This window comes from Streptosporangium amethystogenes (assembly GCF_000721075.1).
GTDB lineage: Bacteria > Actinomycetota > Actinomycetes > Streptosporangiales > Streptosporangiaceae > Streptosporangium > Streptosporangium amethystogenes.
The window spans coordinates 20,405-42,117 of record NZ_JOEQ01000044.1 but is presented as its reverse complement, the minus strand read 5'-3'; the positions used below and the strand labels follow the sequence as shown (position 1 = coordinate 42,117).

The window sequence follows — 21,713 nt, the reverse complement described above, 5'->3', positions numbered from 1 at the left end:
GCCGGAGGCGCTGACCGCGGCGCCGATCTCGCCGTCGTGAACCCGGGTCGTCACCACGTCGAGGTGCCCAGGGAACAGGGTTGGAGACGGGGGTCTCTGCCCAGGTCCGCGAAGAGGGCGTCCCATTGGGCGCCGACGGTGTCGAGGTCGTAGCGGGAGGCGGTGCGCAGCGCGTTGCCGCCGAGGCTCAGCCGCAGTTCCTCGTCCTCGATCAGGCGGCAGACGCCCTCGGCGAGCGCGGCGGCTCTGTTGGAGCGGATCAGCAGGCCGTCGTGCTCGTGGGTGATGATCTCGCGGGGACCGTGCGGGCAGTCGAAGCTGACCACGGGCACGCCCTTGCTCATCGCCTCCAGGATGGTCATGCCGAAGCCCTCGTACCGGGAGCTGACCACGTAGATCGAGGCCTTGGCGAGTTCCTCGCCGATCTGCCGGCTGCTGCCCATCAGGAGGACCTTCTCGGACAGGCCGGCCTCCTCGATCCGCGTACGCAGTCGCTCCTCCCGATCCGGGGTGCCGCCGCCGTAGATGCGCAGGGTCCAGTCCGGGTGCGCCTCCGCGACCTGTTTCCAGGCTCTGACCAGGCGGTCGAATCCCTTGGCGTGAACCACTCTGCCGATGGCGATCACCGTCTTCTCCCTCAGCCCGGAGATGTCTCCGGCCAGTGGCGGGACGGCGTTGGGGATGTGCACCAGCCGCCGGGGGGCGTCGGCTCTCAGCAACGTGGCGTACTGCCTCCGGTCGGCCTCGGTGAGGGTGACGAACGCGTCGAACCTGCCGTACCGCCTTTTGATGAGTCGTCGCATCTCGGGCTGGTGGGTCTGCAGGGTGACGTGCTCCTGGCCGACGGTGATGACGCCGGGCGGTGCGAACAGCGCGGTGGTCAGGGTGTACGCCGGGCGGGTGGCGATCACCACGCCACCGCGGATGGAACGCAGGAAGCGGACCAGCCGCAGGTCGGTCCAGAGTGTGACGGCGTGATGGATGTTCTCCTGCCGGGGAACCAGCCGGCTGGGAAAGCGCGAGAGCAGCCGGGCGGCCAGGCCGCGCGGTCCGATCCTGTCGTCCAGGAACGACACCCGCACGCCCGGCGGGATCGGGAAGAACGGTTCCTCGGCCGCACGGACGACGCTGACGATCTCCACGTCCCGCTCCCGCGCCAGGTACTCCGCGAGGTTCAGCACGGTCCGGATGGTGCCGCCCATCCCGTGGGCGTGGTGCAACAGGATCCGGACCGTGCTCGTGTCGGGCGCGGGCGCCCGCCGTGCCCGTCTCTGGTTGAGTCTTCTCAGTGACCACAGGGCCGCGTTCCTGATCAGCCTGTGAATCTTCCCCGTCATGTGAAAGTCCCCGTTCGAGTGATGAGCTCGTCCCAAGACGCGATCACGGGGCCTCCCCGGCCCCGGGATTGCGAATGCTCCTTGATGGGAGAGCGTGAATCGGTGGTCAAGGAAGAGCGGGGACCGACGGCTTGTCGTCGGTCCAGCCGACCTGGAGCATGGTCCGGGTCCAGGTCTTGTTCAGGAACGGCTTGCCGTTGCGCGTGCTCTTCAGGTTTTCGGCCAGCAGTGACATCGCGTCGGTGTCGATGATCACGTCGGTCTTGGCCACGACTTTGAGGTTCTTCTGGCGAGCCTGCCGGTGGTCGATGGAGAATCCCTCGCCGGTCCTGCCCAGGGCGTCCTTGACCTTCCCCAGGGAACGGACACCGGGCATCGTCGGCAGCGCCCGATACGCCGCCACGCGGACCTCCTTCGGGACCGGAACCTCGTGCAGCAGCATGGTCAGCGTCCCCGTCACCTGGCCGTCAACGGCGTCCTCGGGAATCTCCGCGTCCGGTTCCGCCTTCGGGACCCGTACCGCCTTCTCGATCCAGTTCTTCAAACCGGTGGGGTCCGCGGGCAGCCTCTGGAGCTCCTCATACGACAGTTGCTGCCCGGCCACGGGGAACGAGGCAGGGCCCTTCGTGAGGACGACGCGGCCCTTGTTCGGCGTGGTGGACAGGGACACGGTCGTGCCTTCCGCCGTGCGGCTCCACCGGGTCGGGGAACCGTCACGGCGCCATGCCTTCTCGTCGGCCGCGCTCTTCGGACGTGTCCCCAGCTTCCGGAAACCGAACCAGCTCCTGCCGTCGGGCGAGGTCCAACTCTCAGAGATGTTCTGCTCCTCCACCCAGTAGCGGTTGGAACCGCTCCCGAGCTGCCGGGGATGGGTGATCTTAAACAGCGTTCTGGTATGCCAGTAGGCACCCTGCGCCGGAGCCGTCACCGCCCCGGTCGCGGCTGCGAGCCGCAGGTCCGGCGTGCTCGGCGGTCCCGACAGGGCGATGACGCCCACCGCGGCCAGGCCGACTCCGATCGCGGTCAGCGGCCGGATCGGGGTGGTCGCGAACTTCATCTGCTTTCTCCAGGCGTCCGATTCCATGCCCCCTAATACGCCCGGACCACCTGGGGGGTTGCCCGCGTACGGTGTTTGATTTGAGCAGCATTAGGTTTTCGTCATCTTTGTTATGAATTCATAGATTTGACCGAATTTAGGGAAGTTCGCGAATGTGGGCAACGCCCAGCCCGGGCCGGGCGTATTAGGGGGCATGAAATTGGACGAACAGCTATGAGCGGTGCCGAGGACGACGGATTCGCCGCGTTCGTGGCCGCCCGTGGCACGAGCCTGCTGCGGGTCGCCTACCTCGCGTGCGGCGACGAGAGGGAGGCGGAAGACCTGCTGCAGACTGCGCTGGAGCGCACCTACCGGAACTGGGACCGGGTGCGCTACGACAACCCCGAGCCCTATCTCCGCCGCGTCATCGTCAACACCTCCATCAGCCGGGCCCGGCGCCGGGCGATCCTGCGGATCATCCCGATGCACACCCCGCCCGAACCGTCGGGGAGGGAGACCGACGTCGACCTGCGTCACGTGCTCATGGACATCCTGCGCGCACTGCCTCCCCGGCAGCGTGCGGTGATCGTCCTGCGGTACTGGGAGGACCTCAGCGAGACGCAGACCGCGGAGATCCTCGGCTGCTCGACCGGCACCGTGAAAAGCCAGGCGTCAAAGGCACTCGCGAAGCTCCGCTCGGCGATCGGCCCGGAATCGATGGAAGGAGTGATTGGGAATGTCCACGCTTGAGGACGACCTTCGCCGGCTCATGGGAGACGAGACCGCCAGGTTGCGCGCCGCCCCCGACCTGGTGGACCGGGTTCTCCGATCCTCACGGAGGAGGAAGGCGAATCGGGTCAGGCTCTCCGCCCTGGCCGCCGCGGTGGCCGTCGCGGGGGCGGTCGTACCCGTCTACCGGATCCTCGGGCCGGATTCGGTCGTGTCGGTATCCAGGCCCGGCGGGCAGGTCGCGGTCTCCGAGCTTTCGCAGCCGGGCATCACGGAACCCCCCGCCATCGACGACACCCCGCTGCCCGTCCCATCGGAGACCGCCGATCTCGGAGACCTGGGCGATGGAAGGGCCTTCGGGCGTGTCAAGGTGGGTTACCTACCCGATGGTCTGCGGTGGTCCCACTGGTCCATGGACCGGGGGGACAGGTACACGACCTCGTGGAACCACGACGGTGACGAGAACAGTTTCTACTGCGTGCAGATATACGTCTACGAGGGCCAGGCAGTCGAGGAGGTCGAGGAGCGCGTACAGGCATACCGCGACGAGGGGGAGGGCGAGGAGGTGGCCGTTGACGACCGGACCGGTTATCTGCTCAGGCAGGGGGTCGGTGAGGACGGCATGGAGGGCACCCCGACCATCATCCTGAGCGTGGGCGAGGGACGGCGGGTCGAGGTGATGTTCAGCCCCGTCTACGCCAAAGAGTTCAAGAGTGCCGGAGCGGTCGACCGTGAACTGACCAGGATCGCCGAAGGGCTCACCGCCGACGGCTGAACCCGCCCGCCAGTTCACGGAACGGGCTCAAGCACGACAGCGGCGCGGATCGGTCTCCGCCGGAGAGGGCGGTCACGGATCACGCACCGATCCGACTCGGCCGGAGCACGAAGGTGGTGCGGATCGGCGTCCACCTGAAAGAACACCGGCGTTGACGGTCAGGTTCGTCCGGCGTAGCCCAGGCGGTGGCTGATGTCGCGGGCACCGGCGATCATGAGCGGTGCCAGCTCGTGCAGCCGCTCCTCGCCGAAGCGGTACGCGGGGCCGGACGCGCTGACCGCGGCGACGATCTCACCGTCGTAGGAGCGGATGGGGGCGGCGATGGCGTTCAGGCCGATCTCGTACTCCTCGACGGTGACCGCGTAACCCCGCTCGCGGGCCTCTTCCAGTTGCTTTCCCAGGGCGGAGGCGGAGGTGATCGTGTTCGGGGTGTAGCGCTCCAGGCCGCCCGCCCTGACCAGCCGGGTCCGATGCGCCTCGTCGAGGTGGGCCAGCAGGATCTTCCCGCTGGAGGTGGCGTGCAGCGGGGTGAGCTGGCCGACCCAGTTGTGCGTGGTGACGGCGGAAGGGCCGCGTACCTGGTCCAGGTTGACCGCGTAGTGCGAGCGCAGCACCGCCAGGTTCACCGTCTCGCCGAGCTCCTCGGCGAGGCGGCGGCAGACCGGGCGGCTCTGCTGGGTCAGGTCGAGCCGGGAGGCCACCCCGCCCGCGAGGCGGACGAGCCCGAAACTGAGGCGATATTTTCCCCGGTCCTCGGCCTGCTCGACCAGGCCGCGTGCCTCAAGCGCGCCCAGCAGCCGAAACGCCGTCGACTTGTGCACCGATATCTCCTGGGCTATCTCGCTCACCCCGGCCTCGCGGCGCTCGGCGAGGATCTCCAGGATGGTGATGGCCCGGTCGACGGACTGGACTCCACCGCCGCTGTCGGTGCGATCGTTGCCCATGGCGCAACTGTAGGCGTTGGAAAGGGAACGAACGTCATCGGGGACGACAATGTCTGTTGCGAATGGTGCAGCCTATTGCGCTATTCGCTCCAATTTCGGACACTGTTCCTGCTTAAGGGAGGCGAGGCGGACATGTACGACTTTGTCATCGTTGGAGGTGGCTCGGCCGGAAGCGCCCTCGCCAACCGGCTCTCCGCCGACCCCGCCAACCGGGTGCTGGTGCTGGAGGCGGGGCGTCCGGACTACCCGTGGGACGTCTTCATCCACATGCCGGCCGCGCTGCCCTTCCCCATCGGGAACCGCTTCTACGACTGGAAGTACACCTCCGAGCCCGAGCCGCACATGAACGGCCGCCGGATCTACCATGCCCGGGGCAAGGTGCTGGGGGGATCGAGCAGCATCAACGGCATGATCTTCCAGCGGGGCAACCCGCTGGACTACCAGCGCTGGGGCGCCGACCCCGGCATGGAGACCTGGGACTTCGCCCACTGCCTGCCGTATTTCAAGCGCATGGAGAACTGCCTGGCCGCCGACCCCGCCGACCCGATGCGCGGGCGGGGCGGGCCCCTCGTGCTGGAACGCGGACCGGTGCGCAACCCGCTGTTCGGGGCCTTCTTCGAGGCGGTGCAGCAGGCCGGACACCCGCTGACCGACGATGTCAACGGCTACCGCCAGGAGGGCTTCGCCCGGTTCGACCGCAACATCAGCAGAGGACGCCGGATGTCCGCCGCCCGCGCCTACCTGCACCCGGTCGCCGGCCGCCCCAACCTGGAGGTCAGAACGCGGGCGTTCGTCACCCGGATCCTCTTCGACGGAAAGCGCGCCGTCGGCGTCGAGTACAACGGCCGGACGGTCCGCGCGGGCGAGGTCATCCTCTGCGGCGGCGCGATCAACTCACCGCAACTGCTCCAGCTCTCCGGGGTGGGCGACGCCGCCGAACTGGGCGACCTCGGCGTGGACGTCGCGTGCGACCTGCCGGGCGTCGGCGAGAACCTCCAGGACCACCTGGAGGTCTACATCCAGTACGGCTGCAGGCGTCCGGTCTCGATGCAACCGGCGATGAAGTGGCACAACCGGCCGTGGATCGGCGCGCGCTGGCTGTTCGCGCGGAGCGGTCCCGGTGCGACCAACCACTTCGAGGCGGGCGGCTTCACCCGAAGCAACGACGATGTCGACTACCCCAACCTGATGTTCCACTTCCTGCCCATCGCGGTCCGCTACGACGGCTCGGCTCCGGCGGGCGGGCACGGCTACCAGGTGCACATCGGGCCGATGTACTCCGACTCCCGAGGCTCGGTGAAGATCAGGAGTACCGACCCCCGGATCCACCCGGCGCTCCGTTTCAACTACCTGTCCACCGCGCAGGACCGGCGCGAGTGGGTGGAGGCGGTCCGCGTCGCCCGGGACATCCTCAACCAGCCGGCCATGGACGAGTTCAACGCGGGGGAGTTGTCGCCGGGGCCCGGGGTCGAGACCGACGAGGAGATCCTCGACTGGGTGGCCAGGGACGGCGAGACCGCACTGCACCCCTCGTGCACCGCACGGATGGGCATCGACGACATGTCCGTGGTGGACCCGCTCTCCATGCGGGTGCACGGCCTGGAGGGACTACGCGTGGTGGACGCCTCGGTGATGCCGTACGTGACCAACGGCAACATCTACGCGCCGGTCATGATGGTGGCGGAGAAGGCGGCGGACCTGATTCTGGGCAACACCCCGCTCGCCGCCGAGCACGTCGACTTCTACCGGCACCGCGACGGCTCCGCCCACTGACCGTACGCCCGTGCGGTTCGCTTTCGCCGGGACGCCGCTCGCCCGTGCCCTGAAGAAGTCGTTCGAATGACCGGCCGTCATACCTGTTCACCGATCGGACAATGACCACGGGTGAGGTTTCTTACGATTGAGCAGGCGCGGTAACGAAGCTCGGAAAGCCTTGACTGATTGAATGAAAAGGGTCGATTCTGTTCCTCGCTAAGCGATCCGATGCGCCATACGCAACGAGCTACGCGATGACCGGAAGGATGCCCCTTCGTGTCAGATCTCCACCTCGACGGCGACCGGAGAGATCTCGTCGCGGAGGATCAGCGGGCCGTCCTCGATGTGCGCGGTCTCTGGAAGGTCTTCGGCCCGCGTGCCGGCAAGGTCGTCGGAACCCCGCTGGCGGAGCTCTCGCGCAGTGAGCTGAGGGCCAGGACGGGCTGCGTGACCGCGATCCGCGACGTCTCCTTCACCGTGCGGCCCCAGGAGGTCTTCGTCGTCATGGGCCTGTCCGGCTCGGGCAAGTCCACCCTCGTACGCTGCCTGACCCGGCTCGTCGAGCCGACGGCGGGGGAGGTGCTGTTCGACGGCGAGGACATTCGCAAGGCCGACGACCGGCGGCTGCGCGAGCTGCGCCGCCACCGCTTCGCGATGGTGTTCCAGAACTTCGGGCTGCTGCCGCACCGGCGGGTCCTGGACAACGTGGCCTACGGGCTGGAGATCCGCGGAACCCGGAAGGAGGCCCGCTACGAGCGGGCCAGGCAGATGGTCGAGCTCGTCGGGCTCTCCGGCTCCGAGGACTCCTACCCCGACCAGCTCTCCGGCGGCATGCAGCAGCGCGTCGGACTGGCCAGGGCGCTCGCGGTGGACCCCGACGCGCTCTTCTTCGACGAGCCGTTCTCCGCGCTCGACCCGCTGATCAGGCGGGACATGCAGAACGAGGTCATCCGGCTGCACCGCGAGGTGGGCAAGACGATGATCTTCATCACGCACGACCTGAGCGAGGCGCTCAAACTTGGCGACCGCATCCTGATCATGCGCGACGGTGAGCTCGTCCAGCTGGGCACGCCCGAGGAGGTCGTCGGGGCACCGGTGGACGACTACGTGCGCGAGTTCGTCAGGGACGTGCCCCGCTCGCACGTGCTCACCACTCGCTGGATCATGCGTCCGCCCCGCTCCGACGAGCCACTGGACGGGCCACAGATCGGGCCGGACGTCGTGGTACGCGACGCCGTGCACACGGTGCTGCGCGCGACGAGCCCGGTCAGGGTGGTCGACGGCGGCGGGCTGCTGGGCGTCATCACCGCCGAGGAACTCCTCGGCGTCCTCGCCGAGCCGTCCCCGGCGGAGGCCTCCGTGACGCGCGCCGAACCACCGGAGGAGAAGGCCCCCGGGGAACTCACCGGGAGGACTTCCGGCGAGTCCACCGAGCCGCTCCCGGCGGAGAGCCCGGCGGAGCTCCCGGAGGAGGGCACGGGCGAGTCCGCCAAGCCGGCCAGGGCAGGGGAGCAGGGGTGACGGCCACCCCGGCCTCCACGGCCGGTGGCCTGCGGCGCCTGCCCGGCTGGTCCCGCCGCTACCTGCTGACCGCCGTCGTCGCGGCGTGGGTGCTCATCTGGGTGTTCGTGCAGGGCCGCGACACCTTCCAGCTCGGCGGCGCGGAGCTGACGCCGCTGCACCTGCGGATCAACGAGGCGAGCGAGGTCATCGACAACGGCAGGAACGACAACCCGTTCTTCCTGTACTTCGTCAACTACATCCGGCTCTTCCTCGACGAGGCCGTCACGTTCGTCCAGGCGCTGATCAGCCGGCCGTCCTTCGGGCGGCCACTGCCGGTCATCGGCTGGCTGGGCGTGGTCACCGTCGCCACGGCGGTCGCGCTGCTCTGGGGCAACCTCAGGGTCGCGGTGCTGACCGTGGCTGGTTTCGCCTCCTTCGGCCTGCTGGGTCTGTGGGAGGAGAGCATGGACACCCTCGCCCTCACCCTGGCCGCGGTCGTGATCTCGCTGCTGATCGGCATCTCGCTCGGCGTCTGGGCCGGGGTGAACGACCGGTTCAACCGCCTGGTCACCCCGGTGCTCGACTTCATGCAGACGATGCCGACGTTCGTCTACCTCGCGCCGCTCACCCTGTTCTTCCTCATCGGCCCGGCGAGCGCCACCGTGGCGACGGTCATCTACGCGGCCCCGCCCGCGATCCGCATCACCGCGCACGGCATCCGCGAGGTGCACCCCGCGACCCTGGAGGCCGGCGCCTCGCTGGGCTCGACCGCCTGGCAGCTGCTGAGCAAGGTACGGCTCCCGCTGGCCAAGCGGACCATCGTCGTCGGTGTCAACCAGACCATCATGGCCGCGCTCTGCATGGTCACCATCGCCGCGCTGATCGACGCCCCGGGGCTGGGCAAGACGGTCATCAAGGCATTGGAGACCCTCGACGTCGGCAGTGCCTTCAACGCGGGCCTGGCCATCGTCATCATGGCCATCGTGCTGGACCGGGTCACCTCCGCCGCCGGCAGGCGCGTCGAGACCCGGTACCGGGCCGGCCGCTCGCGGGGGCCGGGCCGCCGCCGTGCCGGGATCGGCGCCGTCCTGGCGGGCACCGGCGTGCTGGTCTATCTCTCCCACACCTATGTGTGGGCCGCGGAGTTCCCGAGCGAGGCGAACCTGGGACCGTACGTCCGCCGGGGCGTCGACGCGGCGACCCTGTGGGCGCAGGACAACCTGGCGGCCTACACCGGGGCGTTCAAGAACGCCGTCTCCTACGGTCTGCTCAACCCGTTCGAGGCGCTGCTCACCGACTCGCCGTGGTGGCTGATCGCCGCGGTGCTGGTCGTGTCCGCCGCCATCCTGGCGAACGTCAGGGTCGTGCTCGTCACCGTGGCCTGCCTCGCCCTGCTCGTGGCACTCGGCCTGTGGCAGGACAGCATGGTGACGCTGGCCTCGACGCTCGTGGCCACGGTCCTGGTGATGGTCCTCGGGGTGGCGTTCGGTGTCTGGATGGGGCGCAGCGACCGCGTCGACCAGTTGGTGCGGCCCGTCCTGGACGCCGGGCAGACCATGCCGCCGTTCGTCTACCTGGTGCCGATCCTCGGCCTGTTCGGCGCGACCCGGGTCACCGCGATCATCGCCGCGGTCGTCTACGCCGCGCCGGTCGCGATCAAGCTCACCGCGGACGGCATCCGCGGCGTCTCCCCGAGCGCGGTGGAGGCCGCCACGGCCGCGGGCTCGAACACCTGGCAGCTCATCACCAAGGTGCAGCTGCCGATGGCGCGCAGCGCGGTGACCCTCGCGGCCAGTCAGGGACTCATCTACGTGCTGGCCATGGTCGTCGTCGGCGGTCTGGTCGGCGCGGGCGCGCTCGGTTACGACGTGGTGGCGGGCTTCTCCCAGTTGCAGCTGCGGGGCAAGGGGCTCGCGGCGGGCGTGGCGATCGTCGTACTCGGGATCATGCTGGAGCGCATCACCAGGGCGGCGGCGCGGCGGGCGGACGCCGAGGCACACGGCGCCCGCTGAGCAGGACAGACGGAAATCCCGGACGGCCGCCATCGGCGGCCTCATGTACAGGAGGATTTTGGTGACAGTTTCCAGGATCGGGCGGCCACGGACGTTGGCGCTCCTGTTCGCCACCGGCCTCCTCGTCTCCGCGTGCGGCGGGGCGAAGGTCGGTGAGGGCAGCGACGGCACAGCCACGTCCGCCACCTCGGGCACGGACGGCAAGAAGCCCTGTGGCGCGGTCAACATCGCGATCAACCCGTGGGTCGGGTACGAGGCGACCGCGGCGGTCATCGCCCAGGTGGCCGAGAAGGAGCTCGGCTGCGCGGTCACCAAGAAGGACCTCAAGGAGGAGGTCGCCTGGCAGGGGTTCGCCACCGGCCAGGTCGACGCCATCGTGGAGAACTGGGCGCACGACGACCTGAAGAAGAAGTACATCGAGGAACAGAAGGTCGCCGTCGCGGCGGGTTCGACGGGTAACAAGGGAGTCATCGGCTGGTACGTGCCGCCGTGGATGGCCGAGAAGTACCCCGACATCACCGACTGGAAGAACCTCAACAAGTACGCCGAGCTGTTCAAGACCTCGGAGTCGGGCGGCAAGGGGCAGCTGCTCGACGGCGACCCGTCCTTCGTGACCAACGACGCGGCCCTGGTGAAGAACCTGAAACTGGACTACAAGGTCGTCTACGCGGGCAGCGAGGCGGCGCTGATCACCGAGTTCAGGAAGGCGGAGAAGGAGAAGAAGGCGCTGCTCGGCTACTTCTACGAGCCGCAGTGGTTCCTGGCGGAGGTCAAGCTGGTCAAGGTCGACCTGCCCGAGTACACCGAGGGCTGCGACGCCGATGCCGAGAAGGTGGCCTGCGACTACCCGCTCTACGACCTCGACAAGATCGTGAGCAAGAAGTTCGCCGACTCCGGCAGTCCGGCGTACGAGCTGGTCAAGAACTTCTCCTGGACGAACGAGGACCAGAACCTGGTGGCCAAGTACATCTCCGAGGACAAGATGACGGCCGAGGAGGCCGCGGAGAAGTGGGTCGGCGACAACCCCGACAAGGTGAAGGCCTGGCTCCCCACCGGCTGAGCGGGCGGCGGTCCCGGCGAGCGTGACATGAGTCGGGCGCGGCGCGGACGACGACGGCGTCCGCGGCGTGCTCCGATGCCGTGCCCGGCCCCTTCGCCGGCAGGTACGGCTCGTTCTTGACAGCCCCACCCGCAAAGGGAGAATCTGTTGCGGGAAGCGCACCGCGTTCCGGACTGTGCAACGACGGAGGTGTGTATGACGGGCCAACGCGTTGTCATCATCGGAGCCGGTGTCGTCGGGGCGGCCCTGGCCGACGAACTCTCGGCGAAGGGCTGGAACGACATCACGGTCGTCGACCAGGGCGCCGTGCCCGCCACCGGCGGATCGTCCTCCCACGCGCCGGGGCTGGTGTTCCAGACCAACCCGTCCAAGACCATGACCGAGCTGGCCCGTTACACGGTCGAAAAGCTCGTCGCGCTCGACTGCTTCCTCCAGGTGGGCGGCCTGGAGGTGGCCACCACGCCCGAGAGGCTCACCGAACTGCACCGCCGCCACGGCTGGGCCACCGCCTGGGGGGTCGAGGCGCGCCTGCTCACCCCCGAGGAGTGCGTGGAGCACCACTCCCTGCTCGACAAGGCCAGGGTCCTCGGCGGGCTGTTCGTCCCGACCGACGGCCTGGCCAGGGCCGTGCGCGCCGTCGAGGTCCAGCTGGAGCGAGCACGGGAGCGAGGCGTGCGCGTGCTGGACCGGCACGAGGTGCGAGACATCCGGGTCGAGGACGACCGGGTGACGGCCGTCGTCACCGACCGGGGCGAGATCCCCGCCGACCTCGTGGTCTGCTGCGCCGGTATCTGGGGCCCCAAGGTCGCGGGCATGGTCGGCATGGCGCTGCCGCTGACCCCGCTGGCCCACCAGCTCGCCTGGACCGGCCCCGTCGCCGCGCTCAGCGGGCAGAGCGCGGAGGCCGTCCGGCCGATCCTGCGCCACCAGGACGCCGACCTGTACTACCGGGAGCGGTTCGAGCGGCTCGGCATCGGCTACTACGGCCACCGCCCGATGCCGATCACCCCGGAGGAGATCCTCCCGGCCGGCGATGCCGAGGTCATGCCCTCGGTGCTGCCGTTCACCGGCGACGACTTCGCCCCCGCCTGGGCCGAGACGCGGGCGCTGCTGCCCGCCACCGAGCAGGCGGCGCTCGAAGAGGGCATCAACGGCCTGTTCTCCTTCACCACCGACAACATGCCGCTGCTCGGCCGGTCGCGCGACGTGCGAGGCTTCTGGGTGGCCGAGGCGGTGTGGGTCACCCACTCGGCGGGGGTGGGCCGGGCCATGGCCGAATGGCTGGCCGACGGCCACTGCTCCTCCTTCGACCTGCACGAGTGTGACGTCAACCGGTTCGAGGCCCACCAGCTGGCCCCCGAGTACGTGCGCACCCGCGACTGCCAGAACTTCGTCGAGGTCTACGACATCATCCATCCGCTTCAGCCGGCCGAGAACCTGCGCCCGTTGCGCACCAGCCCCTTCCACGCCCGCCAGCGCGAGCTGGGCGCGTACTTCCTGGAGGCCGCCGGCTGGGAGCGCCCCCAGTGGTACGAGGCCAACGCCTCCCTGCTCGAAGGCCGCGACATCCCCCGGCCGAACGACTGGGCCGCCCGTTACTGGTCACCGATCGTCGGCGCCGAGGCCCAGGCCTCGCGCGAGGCCGTCGCGCTCTACGACATGAGCGCGCTCAAGCGGATCGAGGTCGCGGGCCGGGGAGCCGCCGCCTTCCTCCAGCGGATCTCCACCGGCGACGTCGACAAGTCCGTCGGCTCTGTCACCTACTGCCTGCTACTCGACCACGACGGCGGTATCCGCAGCGACATCACCGTGGCCAGGCTGGGCCGTGACCTGTTCCAGGTCGGCGCCAACGGCAACCTCGACCTCGACTGGCTCCACCGTCACCTGCCCGCCGACGGATCGGTCACCGTCACCGACGTCACGCCGGGCACCTGCTGCGTCGGCGTCTGGGGCCCGCGGGCCCGTGACGTCGTGGCCCCGCTGGCCGGTCCCGGGTTCGGCCCCGGCGGCTTCCGCTACTTCCGCGGCGCGCGCGCCCACGTCGGCACCGTGCCCGTCACCGCGCTGCGGCTCTCCTACATCGGGGAGCTGGGCTGGGAGCTCTACACGACCGCCGACATGGGCGCCAAGCTGTGGGACACCCTCTGGGAGGCCGGCCAGTCCCACGGGATCATCGCCGGGGGCCGGGGCGCCTTCAACAGCCTGCGGCTGGAGAAGGGCTACCGCTCCTTCGGCACCGACATGACCTACGAGCACGATCCCTACGAGGCCGGCCTCGGCTTCGCCGTGCGCACGGCCGACAGGGGCGACTTCATCGGCCGCGCGGCCCTGGCCGAACGTGGCGTGGCGACCCGGCGCAGGCTGACCTGCCTCACCGTCGACGACCCCGCCGCCGTCGTCATGGGCAAAGAGCCGGTGTACGACGGCGCGTCCTGCGCCGGATACGTCACCAGCGCCGCCTATGGCTACACGATAGGCAGGGGCATCGCCTACGCCTGGCTGCCCGCCGAGCTGTCCGTGCCGGGGCGAGAGCTGCACATCGGCTACTTCGACCGGAGGGTGAGCGCCGTCGTCGCCGAGGAGCCGCTCTACGACCCGGCGATGGAGCGGTTGCGCGGCTAGGGTTCCCGCCCGGGCGGTGCGGGCGCCGTTACGGTGCGGGGACCTCCTTCACCAGCTTCGAGCTCCAGGGGCACCACAGGTTTCCGGGCAGGAACGGGCCGCCCGCCTCGTCGAGGTGGTCCTCGACGTATGTCATCGTGGCGTCGCACACCTCGATGGCCATGTCGAAGAAGCTCAGGGTGGCCGGGTCGAAGTGGTAGCTCCAGCCCGGGTTGAACGGGGCGGGACGCTTGATGATCCGGCCCAGCAGGTGGGGCCTCTCCTTGTCCGCGCCGCTCACCAGGTCCCTGGCGTGCTTGATGTCCGCTTCTTTGTCGATCTTCACGATGAACGACCTTCTGCTGATGTCGGTCATCTCGAAGTAGGCCGGTGGGTCGGCGGCGACCTGCCGAGCCGCACCGTCGGACTGCTCGGCCTGGGCGGGCTGGATCCCGGCGAGGGCGAGCATCGCGACCGCCGCGCAACTGCCGATCTTGGTGAATACACGTCGCATGGAGCATCCTCCTGTGTCGGTTTGGCCGTGATCACAATCACTGGTTGCGCAGTGTATTGAATCAATGACCTACAGTCACAGAAGGTTTCCGGTGTGCCCGCCTCCCCGCCTTCGGGGGCGGGGAGGCGGGCGACGCGCTTTTGGCCTCTCCCGGCGGCATTCCGCGAGTAAAAGCTCGCGGAATACCACCGGGAGAGGTGTACGACATCCTGGGGAACCGAGAAGAAACGCGCTGATCGTGGCTTTCGCGAGCCATTACCATCGATCGCGCATAGAGGTCCCGTCCTTGCACGTCCAACCGCCAACCCGGCGAACCTATTCGGTCACAGCACTAGAGGTGGCTGAACTCTGGGATTTCTGGGGGTCCCAATAGTAATGGCGCAGGATCCGCGGTGATCGGCGACGGCCGGGCGTCGTACGGGGGCCGGGGTGATCGGCGCTGGTCCTTCACGGCATTCTTGAGCGGTGCTTGAACTGAGGGCGTCGAAGCCGGCGATCATCGCGGCCCAACTCGGTGCGACCTGGGCAGTGGGGGCGATCGCGCTGCCCCTGGTGTGGCGGTTCCTACCGGTCGCGGCGTTCGGGGCTGGAGAAAGCGGGGTCGTCCTCGTCGCCTTCCTGGGCGCACTGCTCGTCCTGTCCTACCTGATCGTAGTGATCACGGCCACCCGCAGGGCGTCGGCCCTCGGCGCGACGGTCATCGGCCGGGTGCTCTGGGCGCTGCTGGTCCTAGGCGCGGGGACCGCCGGATGGGCGCTGGGTTGGGCGGCGACCGACGTCGCCGGGCTCGGGGTGAGTCGCAGCGGGCTGTTGTCGTCCCTTCTCGGAGGGATTCCGTTCGTCCTGGCGGCCGGGGTGTTGCTGCGTGGATGGCGGCTCAGCCTTACCGCGCTGGGGCTGAGCGCGGTGCTGATCGGTGCCGGCGTGGTGGTGCTGCGCCAGGAGTCGCCAGAGGAGTTCGAGGCACGGCTGGCGGCTGCCGGCGTACGCAGGGAGACCACGTATGTGGTCGCCATCCCCGGCTACCGGTCCAACGGCGGCCGCGACTACGGTCGCGGGCTGGGCGACGCCGGCTTCCTCCCCGAGAACCCGGACGCGATCCCGCCCGATCGGCACATCACGATCATCGCGTACGACCGGCTCATGGTGGGCGAAAAGATGTGCGGGCAACCCACCGCCCAGGACTCCCGCCTGACATGGGGCCTCTGCGCCGTCGAGCCGGGCGGCCTGGTGTACCGGCACAACGAGATCGAGCACGGCTACCAGGTGCCGGTCGGCCGCCGGCACGTGACCGTGGTGGGAACCCCATCGGTCGACCATGACCGGCTGCGGGCCGCGGCGCTGAGCCTGCACCTGGCCACCGCCCGCGAGCTGGGCACCGGCCACGAGCAGACCGGCGACTACTACGCGGCGAGGATCCCCGGATACGCCGGGCAGCCGACCGGGATCCCTCCGGGCATGATCTACCTGCCGTTGGACCGCACCGGCATCGGAGCGCAGAGCGTCGCGATCCAGTTGTACGTGACCTACGCGGACGGGGAAGACGTGTGCTTCCGCACCACTGAGTGCACACCGGATGGCGCCGGCCTCACCTACGTCCGCCACGAGGACACGCACGGGTACGTGATGCGGCGCGGTGAGGTGAGCGTGCGGGTGCTGGGCGGCCTGCGGACCGGCAAGGCATCACTGCGGCAGGCCACCCTGAACGCCCGCCCGGTCACCGAGGAGGAACTGCGCCGCGTCCTCCCCCCGCTGCAACCGCGTCACACCGTCGACCGCTTCCGCCGATGGTTGCGGACGTTCTGAACTTGTACGGGCGCTTTGAGCTGGACGGTTTCCCCCTCAGCCCGCCCAAGTCGAGTCCGTCGTCCGACATGACCGTTCATCGGTTGCTCTCACCTCGGACAAGTGCTGTGGCCTCGGCCGACGCGTGCTGATCGCGCCGGAGGTGTTCGGCCGGCGCGATGATCACCTGTGTTGCCTCTCCCGGCATGCGGTCATCGATCACGAACGTTGTCTATCGACCGCAGCCTCACAGCGCGCAGGCCTCGGACGGCCCGATGGAATCGTCGGTGCCATCAAGCATGATCGAACCATGACCGAGGAGCCCCCGATCGCTGTCCTGGCCGACGACACGGCCTACGCCGAAGCCGTCCAACTGGCTTGACTCCGCCGCCGCGTACTACGCCGACGGCACCTCCACGCTTGACGACGACGCCTAGGACAGGCTCGTGCGCGGGATCCAGGCGTACGAGGAGGCCCACCCCGAGGTGGTGCTGGCGACCTCACCCACCGGCAAGGTCGCCGGTGGCGCCGTGGTCGGCGACATGTCGCACACCGTGCGCCCACTCCGGGCCGGTCACCCAACCCGGCCAGGCCCTCGGCGTTGAACCGGTCCAGCCGCTCGCGCACGGTCTGCATGTGGCAGCCCAGCTTGGCCGCGATCGCGCTGGTCCGCAGCCCCTGCCAACTCGATACGATCATCTGCGCCCGCATGATCTAGTCGCTCGGGGCGTGCCGCGCTCCGGCCAGCTTGCGGATCTTGCGTTCTTCGTCGGCGTTCAGCGGCGGGCGCGTGAACAGTAGCTTCGGCATGGTGGTCCCCTGCAACCATCATTCCCCCAGCTCGGCTGGTGGATGACCTGCCGGCCGGCGAGCGTTCGGCTCGTAGCCGTCAGCCGGTTGTGAGGATCTCCACGCCGCGCGCCGTGAGCCGTTCGACGACTGCGTCGTGGGGGTCGGCGTCGGTGATCAGTCCGCTGATCTTTTCCCAGGGCAGGACGCGGAACTGCGAAGCTGTGCCGAGCTTCTCGGAGGAGGCGAGGATGTAGGTGTCCGCCGCGCGTGCGGCCAGGGCACGCTTCATCGCGGCCTCCTCGGCGTCGCCAGTGGTTAGTCCCACCTCAGGGTGTACGCCGGTGACGCCGAGCAGGCAGAGGTCGGCGGAGACGTTCTGTGCGGCCTCGACCGCGGCCGCTCCGCAGGCGACCGCCGAGTGCTTGAAGATGCGGCCACCGAGCAGAAAGAGCTCCGTCTGCGGATGGTCGAGCAGCGCGGCGGCAATGGTCGGGCTGTGGGTGATCACGGTGCAGGCCAGGTTCTGAGGGAGCGCGCGGGCGACGGCGAGGGCGGTAGTGCCGCCGTCGAGAATCAGCGCACCGCCCGGCCGCACCAGCCCGGCAGCCAGCGAAGCGACCTTCCGCTTGCCGTCCGGGGCCACGGTCTGCCGGGCGGCATAGCCGACCACCGCGGGCGAAACAGGCAAGGCGCCGCCGTAGACCCGCTGGCACAGTCCCTCGGAGGCGAGATCGCGCAGGTCGCGCCGCACGCTGTCCTCGGAGATCCCCAGTTCGGCGGCGACGTCCTTGGCGACGATCTTGCCCTCACGGGCGAGCAGGCCGAGCAGGTGGTCGTGTCGTTCAGCAGCCAGCATGCACATTCCCTCCTGTTCTTGCACGTTTCTGCATGTATCTTAGCGCCCGTGACCGACAAGCCCATGCTCATCCTGATCGCCGGCCCCTACCGTTCCGGCACCAACGGCGACCCGCAGGCCATGGCCGCCAACCTCGCCCGCCTCGAAGCCGCCGCCTGGCCGGTCTTCGCCACCGGCCACCTCCCCGTGATCGGGGAATGGATCGCCCTGCCCGTCCTGCGCTCCGCCGATGCGGGCCCCACCGACCCCCTCGCCGACCAGGTGCTGTACCCGACCGCCGACCGACTGCTCGCCCATTGCGACGCCGTGCTGCGCCTGCCCGGCGACTCTTCCGGAGCCGACCAGGACGTCGCCACCGCCCGCCACCGCGGCCTGCCCGTCTACCACGACGTGGCCGAGATCCCCCGCCGCACCCCGCAGGAGACCGCGTGACAAGCCACCCCGGCATCGACACCCCCGACCATCGCGGCCGCACCGGCCTCGACCAGGCCGGGCGCGGCCTGGACCGCAACCCCGACGTCGTGATCCGCAACGTCGAGCTCACCTCCCAGGGCTGGCACGTCCTGCGCCGCACCACCTTCGACTACCGCCGCCGCGACGGACGCTGGGAAACCCAGCAGCGCGAGACCTACGACCGCGGCAATGGTGCCGTCGTCCTGCCTTACGACACCGGACGCGGTTGCGTCCTGCTCACCCGCCAGTTCCGCTACCCGGCCTACGTCAACGACCACCCCGACGGCATGCTCGTCGAAGCCGCCGCAGGGCTGCTCGACGCGGACGACCCGCCGACCGCCGTCCGACGCGAGAGCGCCGAGGAACTCGGCGTCACGCTCGGCTCGCTCACCCACGTCTTCGACGCCTACATGAGTCCCGGCTCCGTCACCGAGCGCCTGCACTTCTTCGCAGCCCCCTACACCCCGGCCGACCGCACAGGGACCGGCGGCGGACTCGAGGAAGACGGCGAGGACATCGAGGTCCTCGAACTGCCGTTCGCCGAGGCCCTCGCCATGACCCGCGACGGACGCATCACCGACGGCAAGACCATCCTGCTCCTGCAATGGGCGGCCCTGGACGGACCCCTCGCCCCCGCAGCGGGCGGGAGCAATAGTCACGAGTGAACCGCGCCGGGGTACACAAAGCCTCCAGCAATCCCGGCGCGGTTCAGCCTCCCACCGTGGCCAGGCCGCCATCGACCGGCTGGCCAGCCGCATAACCCCCGAAGGACGTCCGAAGTCGACCACTTAGGCGAGATCGATTCGGTGACCTGATCCACGAGTACGTGCAGGTCGCATGAGGTGACATGGTTCTCGGCATCCACAGGGTGTCACCGGAGGCCTGGCGGGCGTCGAGCAGTTGCGCTGGGGCGACGTACAGCTCTTCGAGTATGGCGATCATGCCTGACTCGAGCCCGAACGTGATCGTGATGATGGCCGAGAGCTTTCACCACCCACGCCTGCCGTCACCGGAAGGCGCTGTCCGGGCCCGTGCGCCGGCCACGGAAGGTACGTCGGTAGCTGTGGGGGGTGGTTCCCAGGCGCTGGGCGAAGTGGTGGCGCAGCGTGGCGGCCGAGCCGAATCCGGCCCGCTCGGCGATCGTGGTGATCGACTCGTCGGTGTTCTCGAGATGCTGCTGAGCGAGCAGGATGCGCTGGTTGGTGAGCCACTGGAGCGGGGTGATGCCCATCTCCTGGTGGAAGCGCCGGGCGAAGGTGCGCGGCGACATGTTCACATGGCGCGCCATGCTCTCCACAGTCAGTTGCTCGTGGAGGTTGGCCTGCAGCCAGGTCTGCAGGGATGCGAAGGGCCCGGCGCCGAACTCGACGTTCGGGCGTTTGATGTATTGGGCTTGATTTCCGTCCCGGTGTGGAGGCGCCACCATGCGCCGGGCAATGTCGTTGGCGACTGCGCTGCCCTGCTCCTTGCGTACCAGGTGCAGGCAGGTGTCGATGCCCGCGACGGTCCCCGCGCCGGTGATGACCGGGTCCTCGTCGACGAAGAGGACGTCCACCTCCACCCGGGTCTTCGGGTAGCGGCGGGCGAGTTCCTCGCCATAGCGCCAGTGGGTGGTGCAGCGGCGGCCGTCCAGCAGGCCGGCCTCGCCGAGCAGGAAGGCGCCGGAGCAGATGCTGAGCACCCGCGCGCCCCGTGCCACCGCGGTCCTAAGCGCCTCGTACAGGTCCTCCGAGTGCCGCACGTTCGGATCCGAAGCCGGAATGCCGATGAGATCGGCCGACTCCAGCCGCTCCAGTCCGTGAGGAGTCTCTACACGGAAGCCATGCCTCGTCCGCACGCTCGTTCCCGTGGGCGAGACGACCGCGAAGTCGTAGACGGGCAGGCCGTCGTCCCCGCGGTCGATCCCGAAGATCTCACAGAACACTCCCAACTCGAAGGCGTGGCCGCCGTCGAGAGCGAGCACCGCGACGTCGTGCAGCATCCGGTTCTCCTTGAGAGGCGCATGAGGTGGCAGGAATTTCAGCTTATTCGGCTGCTCTGCCACTCTCGCTCACGGAGCGGCATCGGAAAGATTGACAGAGCAGAGCGATCGGGTCCAAGAGGGCCGGCGACTGCGTTTCCCTCTTTTCTTCATCTTCATAGGTAGGCGCACGATGACGAGCACGTTCACCCCTGGCATCGAGGAGACGTCCGACGCAGCGGCCCAAGTCCTGCGCAAGCTCGCGCTGGACGAGGATCTCAAATGGCGTGTCCCCGCGGACCCGGTGCTCGGCGGCATCGTCCGCAGGGTGGCGCGGCGCTATGTGGCCGGTGACAGCCTCGCGGACGCGCTGGACCGGCTCGAGGGGATTCTCGCGAAGGGCCACCGCACGAGCGTCGAGTACATGGGTGAGAGCTGCAGCGACCCGCAGCGGGCCGGGACGGAGACGGACGTGTTCGTCGACGCCGCGCGCCTGCTACCGCCGGGCTGCTCAATCTCGCTCGACCTGTCGCACATTGGCCTGGCGATCGATGAAGATCTGGCGTTGGAAAACGCCACACGCATCGCGCGGGCTACAGCTGACACCGGGCGGGAGATGATGATTTCGGCGGAGGGCTCGGACCGTACGGACACAGTCTTGTCCGTGCACCGCAAACTGTCCGAATGTTTCGACCACGTCGGGATCACCGTTCAGGCGCGGCTGCACCGTACCGTCGAGGACCTGCCGGCGCTGCTCGACCTGCCGGGCCGGATCCGCCTGGTCAAGGGGGCCTTCCTGGAGCCGGAGACGATTGCCTACGCGCGCGGGGACCAGGCCCTGGCCACGGCATACCTGCGCTATGCCAAGCTGCTGGCCGCGTCGGGACATCTGTGCTCGTTCGCCACCCATGACTGGGAGCTAATCAACCAGATCGACCACCAGCTTGGCACGCCTGGTCCCGACGTGCCCTGGGAGTTCGAGACCTTGCTGGGCCTCGGGCCCGACCGGCTCGCCGCGATGGCGGAACGGGGTCATCCCACCCGCGAGTACGTCGTCTTCGGCACCGAGTGGTGGCTGTATGTGTGCAACCGGCTGGCCGAGGACCCCCAGCGCGTGCTGCAGGCGCTCATCGACGCCGCCGCCTGAGCGGCGAGGGACAGAGCCCCGGAGTCCTCCGCCGCCGGACACGGTGGGGAGCAGTATCCCGTGCTGTGTACGCCGCCAACAAGATCTTCGCCGCGCACCACAAGGTCAAGATTCCCGCGGACTTCGAGCGGCACACCCTCAAGGACGACCAGCTCAACCACCACCTGCAGGAGTGCTACCCGCCCAAGCAGCCCACCGCCACCTGCATCTTCGACGTCACCACCGACCTCAGGGTCTTCCCCAACATCGCCCCCGCCGACAAGGAGGGGTGGCCGAGATCGTCCGCACGGGCGACAAGCCTGACAGCCCCGCCGTGCTGAGACCCGTCGGACGCGCCGACGGTGGTGCGGGCCTGCCCACGGCGCCGCTCGCCGCCGTGGTGCCCACCAAGGACGCCTCGCCGGTGGCGGTCGCCGGGTTCACCGGGCGACCCGCCGCGAACCTTCCGTAGACC

Annotated in this window: 21 protein-coding genes and 1 pseudogene; 15 read left to right on the top strand and 7 right to left on the bottom strand. The window is 69.0% G+C overall.

Going from position 1 to position 21,713, the window contains the following annotated elements; all coding sequences use genetic code 11:
* Positions 1-50: 50 nt before the first annotated feature.
* A complete protein-coding gene (locus IG98_RS0138615) occupies positions 51-1,337 on the bottom strand; it encodes a glycosyltransferase family 4 protein (protein WP_030924319.1) in 1,287 nt (428 codons plus the stop codon).
* 106 nt (positions 1,338-1,443) lie between these two features.
* Positions 1,444-2,394: a hypothetical protein gene (locus IG98_RS0138610; RefSeq protein ID WP_030924317.1), complete on the bottom strand. Its 951-nt coding sequence runs from the start codon at positions 2,392-2,394 to the stop codon at positions 1,444-1,446.
* A 213-nt stretch (positions 2,395-2,607) separates the two neighbouring features.
* Here IG98_RS0138610 and IG98_RS0138605 point away from each other — a divergent pair, with 213 nt between their 5' ends.
* Together IG98_RS0138605 and IG98_RS0138600 are read left to right on the top strand one after the other, a co-directional pair.
* Complete coding sequence (locus IG98_RS0138605; RefSeq protein ID WP_030924315.1) at positions 2,608-3,123, top strand: SigE family RNA polymerase sigma factor; 516 nt, start codon at positions 2,608-2,610, stop codon at positions 3,121-3,123.
* Positions 3,110-3,877, top strand: a complete 768-nt coding sequence (locus tag IG98_RS0138600; protein WP_030924314.1) for a hypothetical protein — start codon at positions 3,110-3,112, stop codon at positions 3,875-3,877. The genes IG98_RS0138605 and IG98_RS0138600 overlap by 14 nt, the downstream gene beginning before the upstream one ends.
* 158 nt (positions 3,878-4,035) lie before the next feature.
* On the opposite strand, the gene IG98_RS0138595 is transcribed toward IG98_RS0138600, so the two are convergent.
* A complete protein-coding gene (locus IG98_RS0138595; protein ID WP_030924313.1) occupies positions 4,036-4,821 on the bottom strand; it encodes an IclR family transcriptional regulator in 786 nt (261 codons plus the stop codon).
* A gap of 132 nt (positions 4,822-4,953) precedes the next feature.
* Here IG98_RS0138595 and betA point away from each other — a divergent pair, with 132 nt between their 5' ends.
* From betA to IG98_RS0138570, 5 genes are all read left to right on the top strand, one after another.
* Positions 4,954-6,594, top strand: coding sequence for a choline dehydrogenase (betA, locus tag IG98_RS0138590; RefSeq protein WP_030924311.1), 1,641 nt, complete (start codon positions 4,954-4,956; stop codon positions 6,592-6,594).
* 258 nt (positions 6,595-6,852) lie between these two features.
* The gene (locus IG98_RS0138585; RefSeq protein ID WP_211264298.1) at positions 6,853-8,097 is read left to right on the top strand and encodes a quaternary amine ABC transporter ATP-binding protein; all 1,245 of its coding nucleotides are present in this window, start codon (positions 6,853-6,855) and stop codon (positions 8,095-8,097) included.
* The gene (locus IG98_RS0138580) at positions 8,094-10,091 is read left to right on the top strand and encodes an ABC transporter permease (RefSeq protein WP_037972461.1); all 1,998 of its coding nucleotides are present in this window, start codon (positions 8,094-8,096) and stop codon (positions 10,089-10,091) included. The genes IG98_RS0138585 and IG98_RS0138580 overlap by 4 nt, the downstream gene beginning before the upstream one ends.
* A gap of 61 nt (positions 10,092-10,152) precedes the next feature.
* The gene (locus tag IG98_RS0138575) at positions 10,153-11,151 is read left to right on the top strand and encodes an ABC transporter substrate-binding protein (protein ID WP_245651897.1); all 999 of its coding nucleotides are present in this window, start codon (positions 10,153-10,155) and stop codon (positions 11,149-11,151) included.
* A gap of 195 nt (positions 11,152-11,346) precedes the next feature.
* Positions 11,347-13,773 carry a GcvT family protein gene (locus IG98_RS0138570; RefSeq protein WP_030924299.1) on the top strand — a complete coding sequence of 809 codons (2,427 nt, stop codon included), beginning with the start codon at positions 11,347-11,349 and terminating at the stop codon, positions 13,771-13,773.
* Positions 13,774-13,801: 28 nt separating this feature from the next.
* Here the strand turns inward: IG98_RS0138570 and IG98_RS0138565 are convergent, their stop codons facing one another.
* Positions 13,802-14,266, bottom strand: a complete 465-nt coding sequence (locus tag IG98_RS0138565; protein ID WP_030924297.1) for a BP74-related protein — start codon at positions 14,264-14,266, stop codon at positions 13,802-13,804.
* Positions 14,267-14,731: 465 nt separating this feature from the next.
* Here IG98_RS0138565 and IG98_RS0138560 point away from each other — a divergent pair, with 465 nt between their 5' ends.
* From IG98_RS0138560 to IG98_RS53910, 3 genes are all read left to right on the top strand, one after another.
* Positions 14,732-16,072: a hypothetical protein gene (locus IG98_RS0138560; RefSeq protein WP_030924294.1), complete on the top strand. Its 1,341-nt coding sequence runs from the start codon at positions 14,732-14,734 to the stop codon at positions 16,070-16,072.
* 124 nt (positions 16,073-16,196) lie between these two features.
* A complete protein-coding gene (locus tag IG98_RS53915) occupies positions 16,197-16,433 on the top strand; it encodes a hypothetical protein (protein WP_245651896.1) in 237 nt (78 codons plus the stop codon).
* 64 nt (positions 16,434-16,497) lie between these two features.
* Positions 16,498-16,656 (top strand): hypothetical protein, encoded by a 159-nt coding sequence (locus tag IG98_RS53910; RefSeq protein ID WP_245651898.1) that lies wholly within the window; start codon positions 16,498-16,500, stop codon positions 16,654-16,656.
* A 13-nt stretch (positions 16,657-16,669) separates the two neighbouring features.
* Here the strand turns inward: IG98_RS53910 and IG98_RS53905 are convergent.
* Together IG98_RS53905 and IG98_RS0138545 are read right to left on the bottom strand one after the other, a co-directional pair.
* Positions 16,670-16,750 (bottom strand): annotated as a pseudogene (locus tag IG98_RS53905) (helix-turn-helix domain-containing protein); the annotation flags it as partial.
* Between the two features lie 190 nt (positions 16,751-16,940).
* Positions 16,941-17,699: a DeoR/GlpR family DNA-binding transcription regulator gene (locus IG98_RS0138545; RefSeq protein WP_030924291.1), complete on the bottom strand. Its 759-nt coding sequence runs from the start codon at positions 17,697-17,699 to the stop codon at positions 16,941-16,943.
* A gap of 48 nt (positions 17,700-17,747) precedes the next feature.
* Here IG98_RS0138545 and IG98_RS53900 point away from each other — a divergent pair, with 48 nt between their 5' ends.
* A complete protein-coding gene (locus tag IG98_RS53900; RefSeq protein ID WP_030924288.1) occupies positions 17,748-18,131 on the top strand; it encodes a hypothetical protein in 384 nt (127 codons plus the stop codon).
* Positions 18,128-18,817, top strand: coding sequence for an NUDIX domain-containing protein (locus IG98_RS0138535; RefSeq protein ID WP_030924285.1), 690 nt, complete (start codon positions 18,128-18,130; stop codon positions 18,815-18,817). Before IG98_RS53900 ends, IG98_RS0138535 begins: the two co-directional genes overlap by 4 nt.
* Positions 18,818-19,158: 341 nt before the next feature.
* On the opposite strand, the gene IG98_RS0138530 is transcribed toward IG98_RS0138535, so the two are convergent.
* The gene (locus IG98_RS0138530; protein WP_030924281.1) at positions 19,159-20,133 is read right to left on the bottom strand and encodes a helix-turn-helix domain-containing protein; all 975 of its coding nucleotides are present in this window, start codon (positions 20,131-20,133) and stop codon (positions 19,159-19,161) included.
* A 172-nt stretch (positions 20,134-20,305) separates the two neighbouring features.
* On the opposite strand from IG98_RS0138530, the gene IG98_RS0138525 reads away from it, so the two are divergent.
* From IG98_RS0138525 to IG98_RS51415, 3 genes are all read left to right on the top strand, one after another.
* Positions 20,306-21,259 (top strand): proline dehydrogenase family protein, encoded by a 954-nt coding sequence (locus IG98_RS0138525; RefSeq protein ID WP_030924279.1) that lies wholly within the window; start codon positions 20,306-20,308, stop codon positions 21,257-21,259.
* A 65-nt stretch (positions 21,260-21,324) separates the two neighbouring features.
* Positions 21,325-21,579: a hypothetical protein gene (locus IG98_RS0138520; protein ID WP_030924276.1), complete on the top strand. Its 255-nt coding sequence runs from the start codon at positions 21,325-21,327 to the stop codon at positions 21,577-21,579.
* Positions 21,573-21,710, top strand: coding sequence for a hypothetical protein (locus IG98_RS51415; protein ID WP_169750268.1), 138 nt, complete (start codon positions 21,573-21,575; stop codon positions 21,708-21,710). The genes IG98_RS0138520 and IG98_RS51415 overlap by 7 nt, the downstream gene beginning before the upstream one ends.
* Positions 21,711-21,713: the final 3 nt, after the last annotated feature.

Coding starts and splice junctions, on each gene's coding strand:
- IG98_RS0138615 (WP_030924319.1), bottom strand. CDS start 1,337: ATGACGGGGAAGATTCACAGGCTGATCAGGAACGCGGCCCTGTGGTCA.
- IG98_RS0138610 (WP_030924317.1), bottom strand. CDS start 2,394: ATGAAGTTCGCGACCACCCCGATCCGGCCGCTGACCGCGATCGGAGTC.
- IG98_RS0138605 (WP_030924315.1), top strand. CDS start 2,608: ATGAGCGGTGCCGAGGACGACGGATTCGCCGCGTTCGTGGCCGCCCGT.
- IG98_RS0138600 (WP_030924314.1), top strand. CDS start 3,110: ATGTCCACGCTTGAGGACGACCTTCGCCGGCTCATGGGAGACGAGACC.
- IG98_RS0138595 (WP_030924313.1), bottom strand. CDS start 4,821: ATGGGCAACGATCGCACCGACAGCGGCGGTGGAGTCCAGTCCGTCGAC.
- betA (WP_030924311.1), top strand. CDS start 4,954: ATGTACGACTTTGTCATCGTTGGAGGTGGCTCGGCCGGAAGCGCCCTC.
- IG98_RS0138570 (WP_030924299.1), top strand. CDS start 11,347: ATGACGGGCCAACGCGTTGTCATCATCGGAGCCGGTGTCGTCGGGGCG.
- IG98_RS0138565 (WP_030924297.1), bottom strand. CDS start 14,266: ATGCGACGTGTATTCACCAAGATCGGCAGTTGCGCGGCGGTCGCGATG.
- IG98_RS0138545 (WP_030924291.1), bottom strand. CDS start 17,699: ATGCTGGCTGCTGAACGACACGACCACCTGCTCGGCCTGCTCGCCCGT.
- IG98_RS0138530 (WP_030924281.1), bottom strand. CDS start 20,133: ATGCTGCACGACGTCGCGGTGCTCGCTCTCGACGGCGGCCACGCCTTC.
- IG98_RS0138525 (WP_030924279.1), top strand. CDS start 20,306: ATGACGAGCACGTTCACCCCTGGCATCGAGGAGACGTCCGACGCAGCG.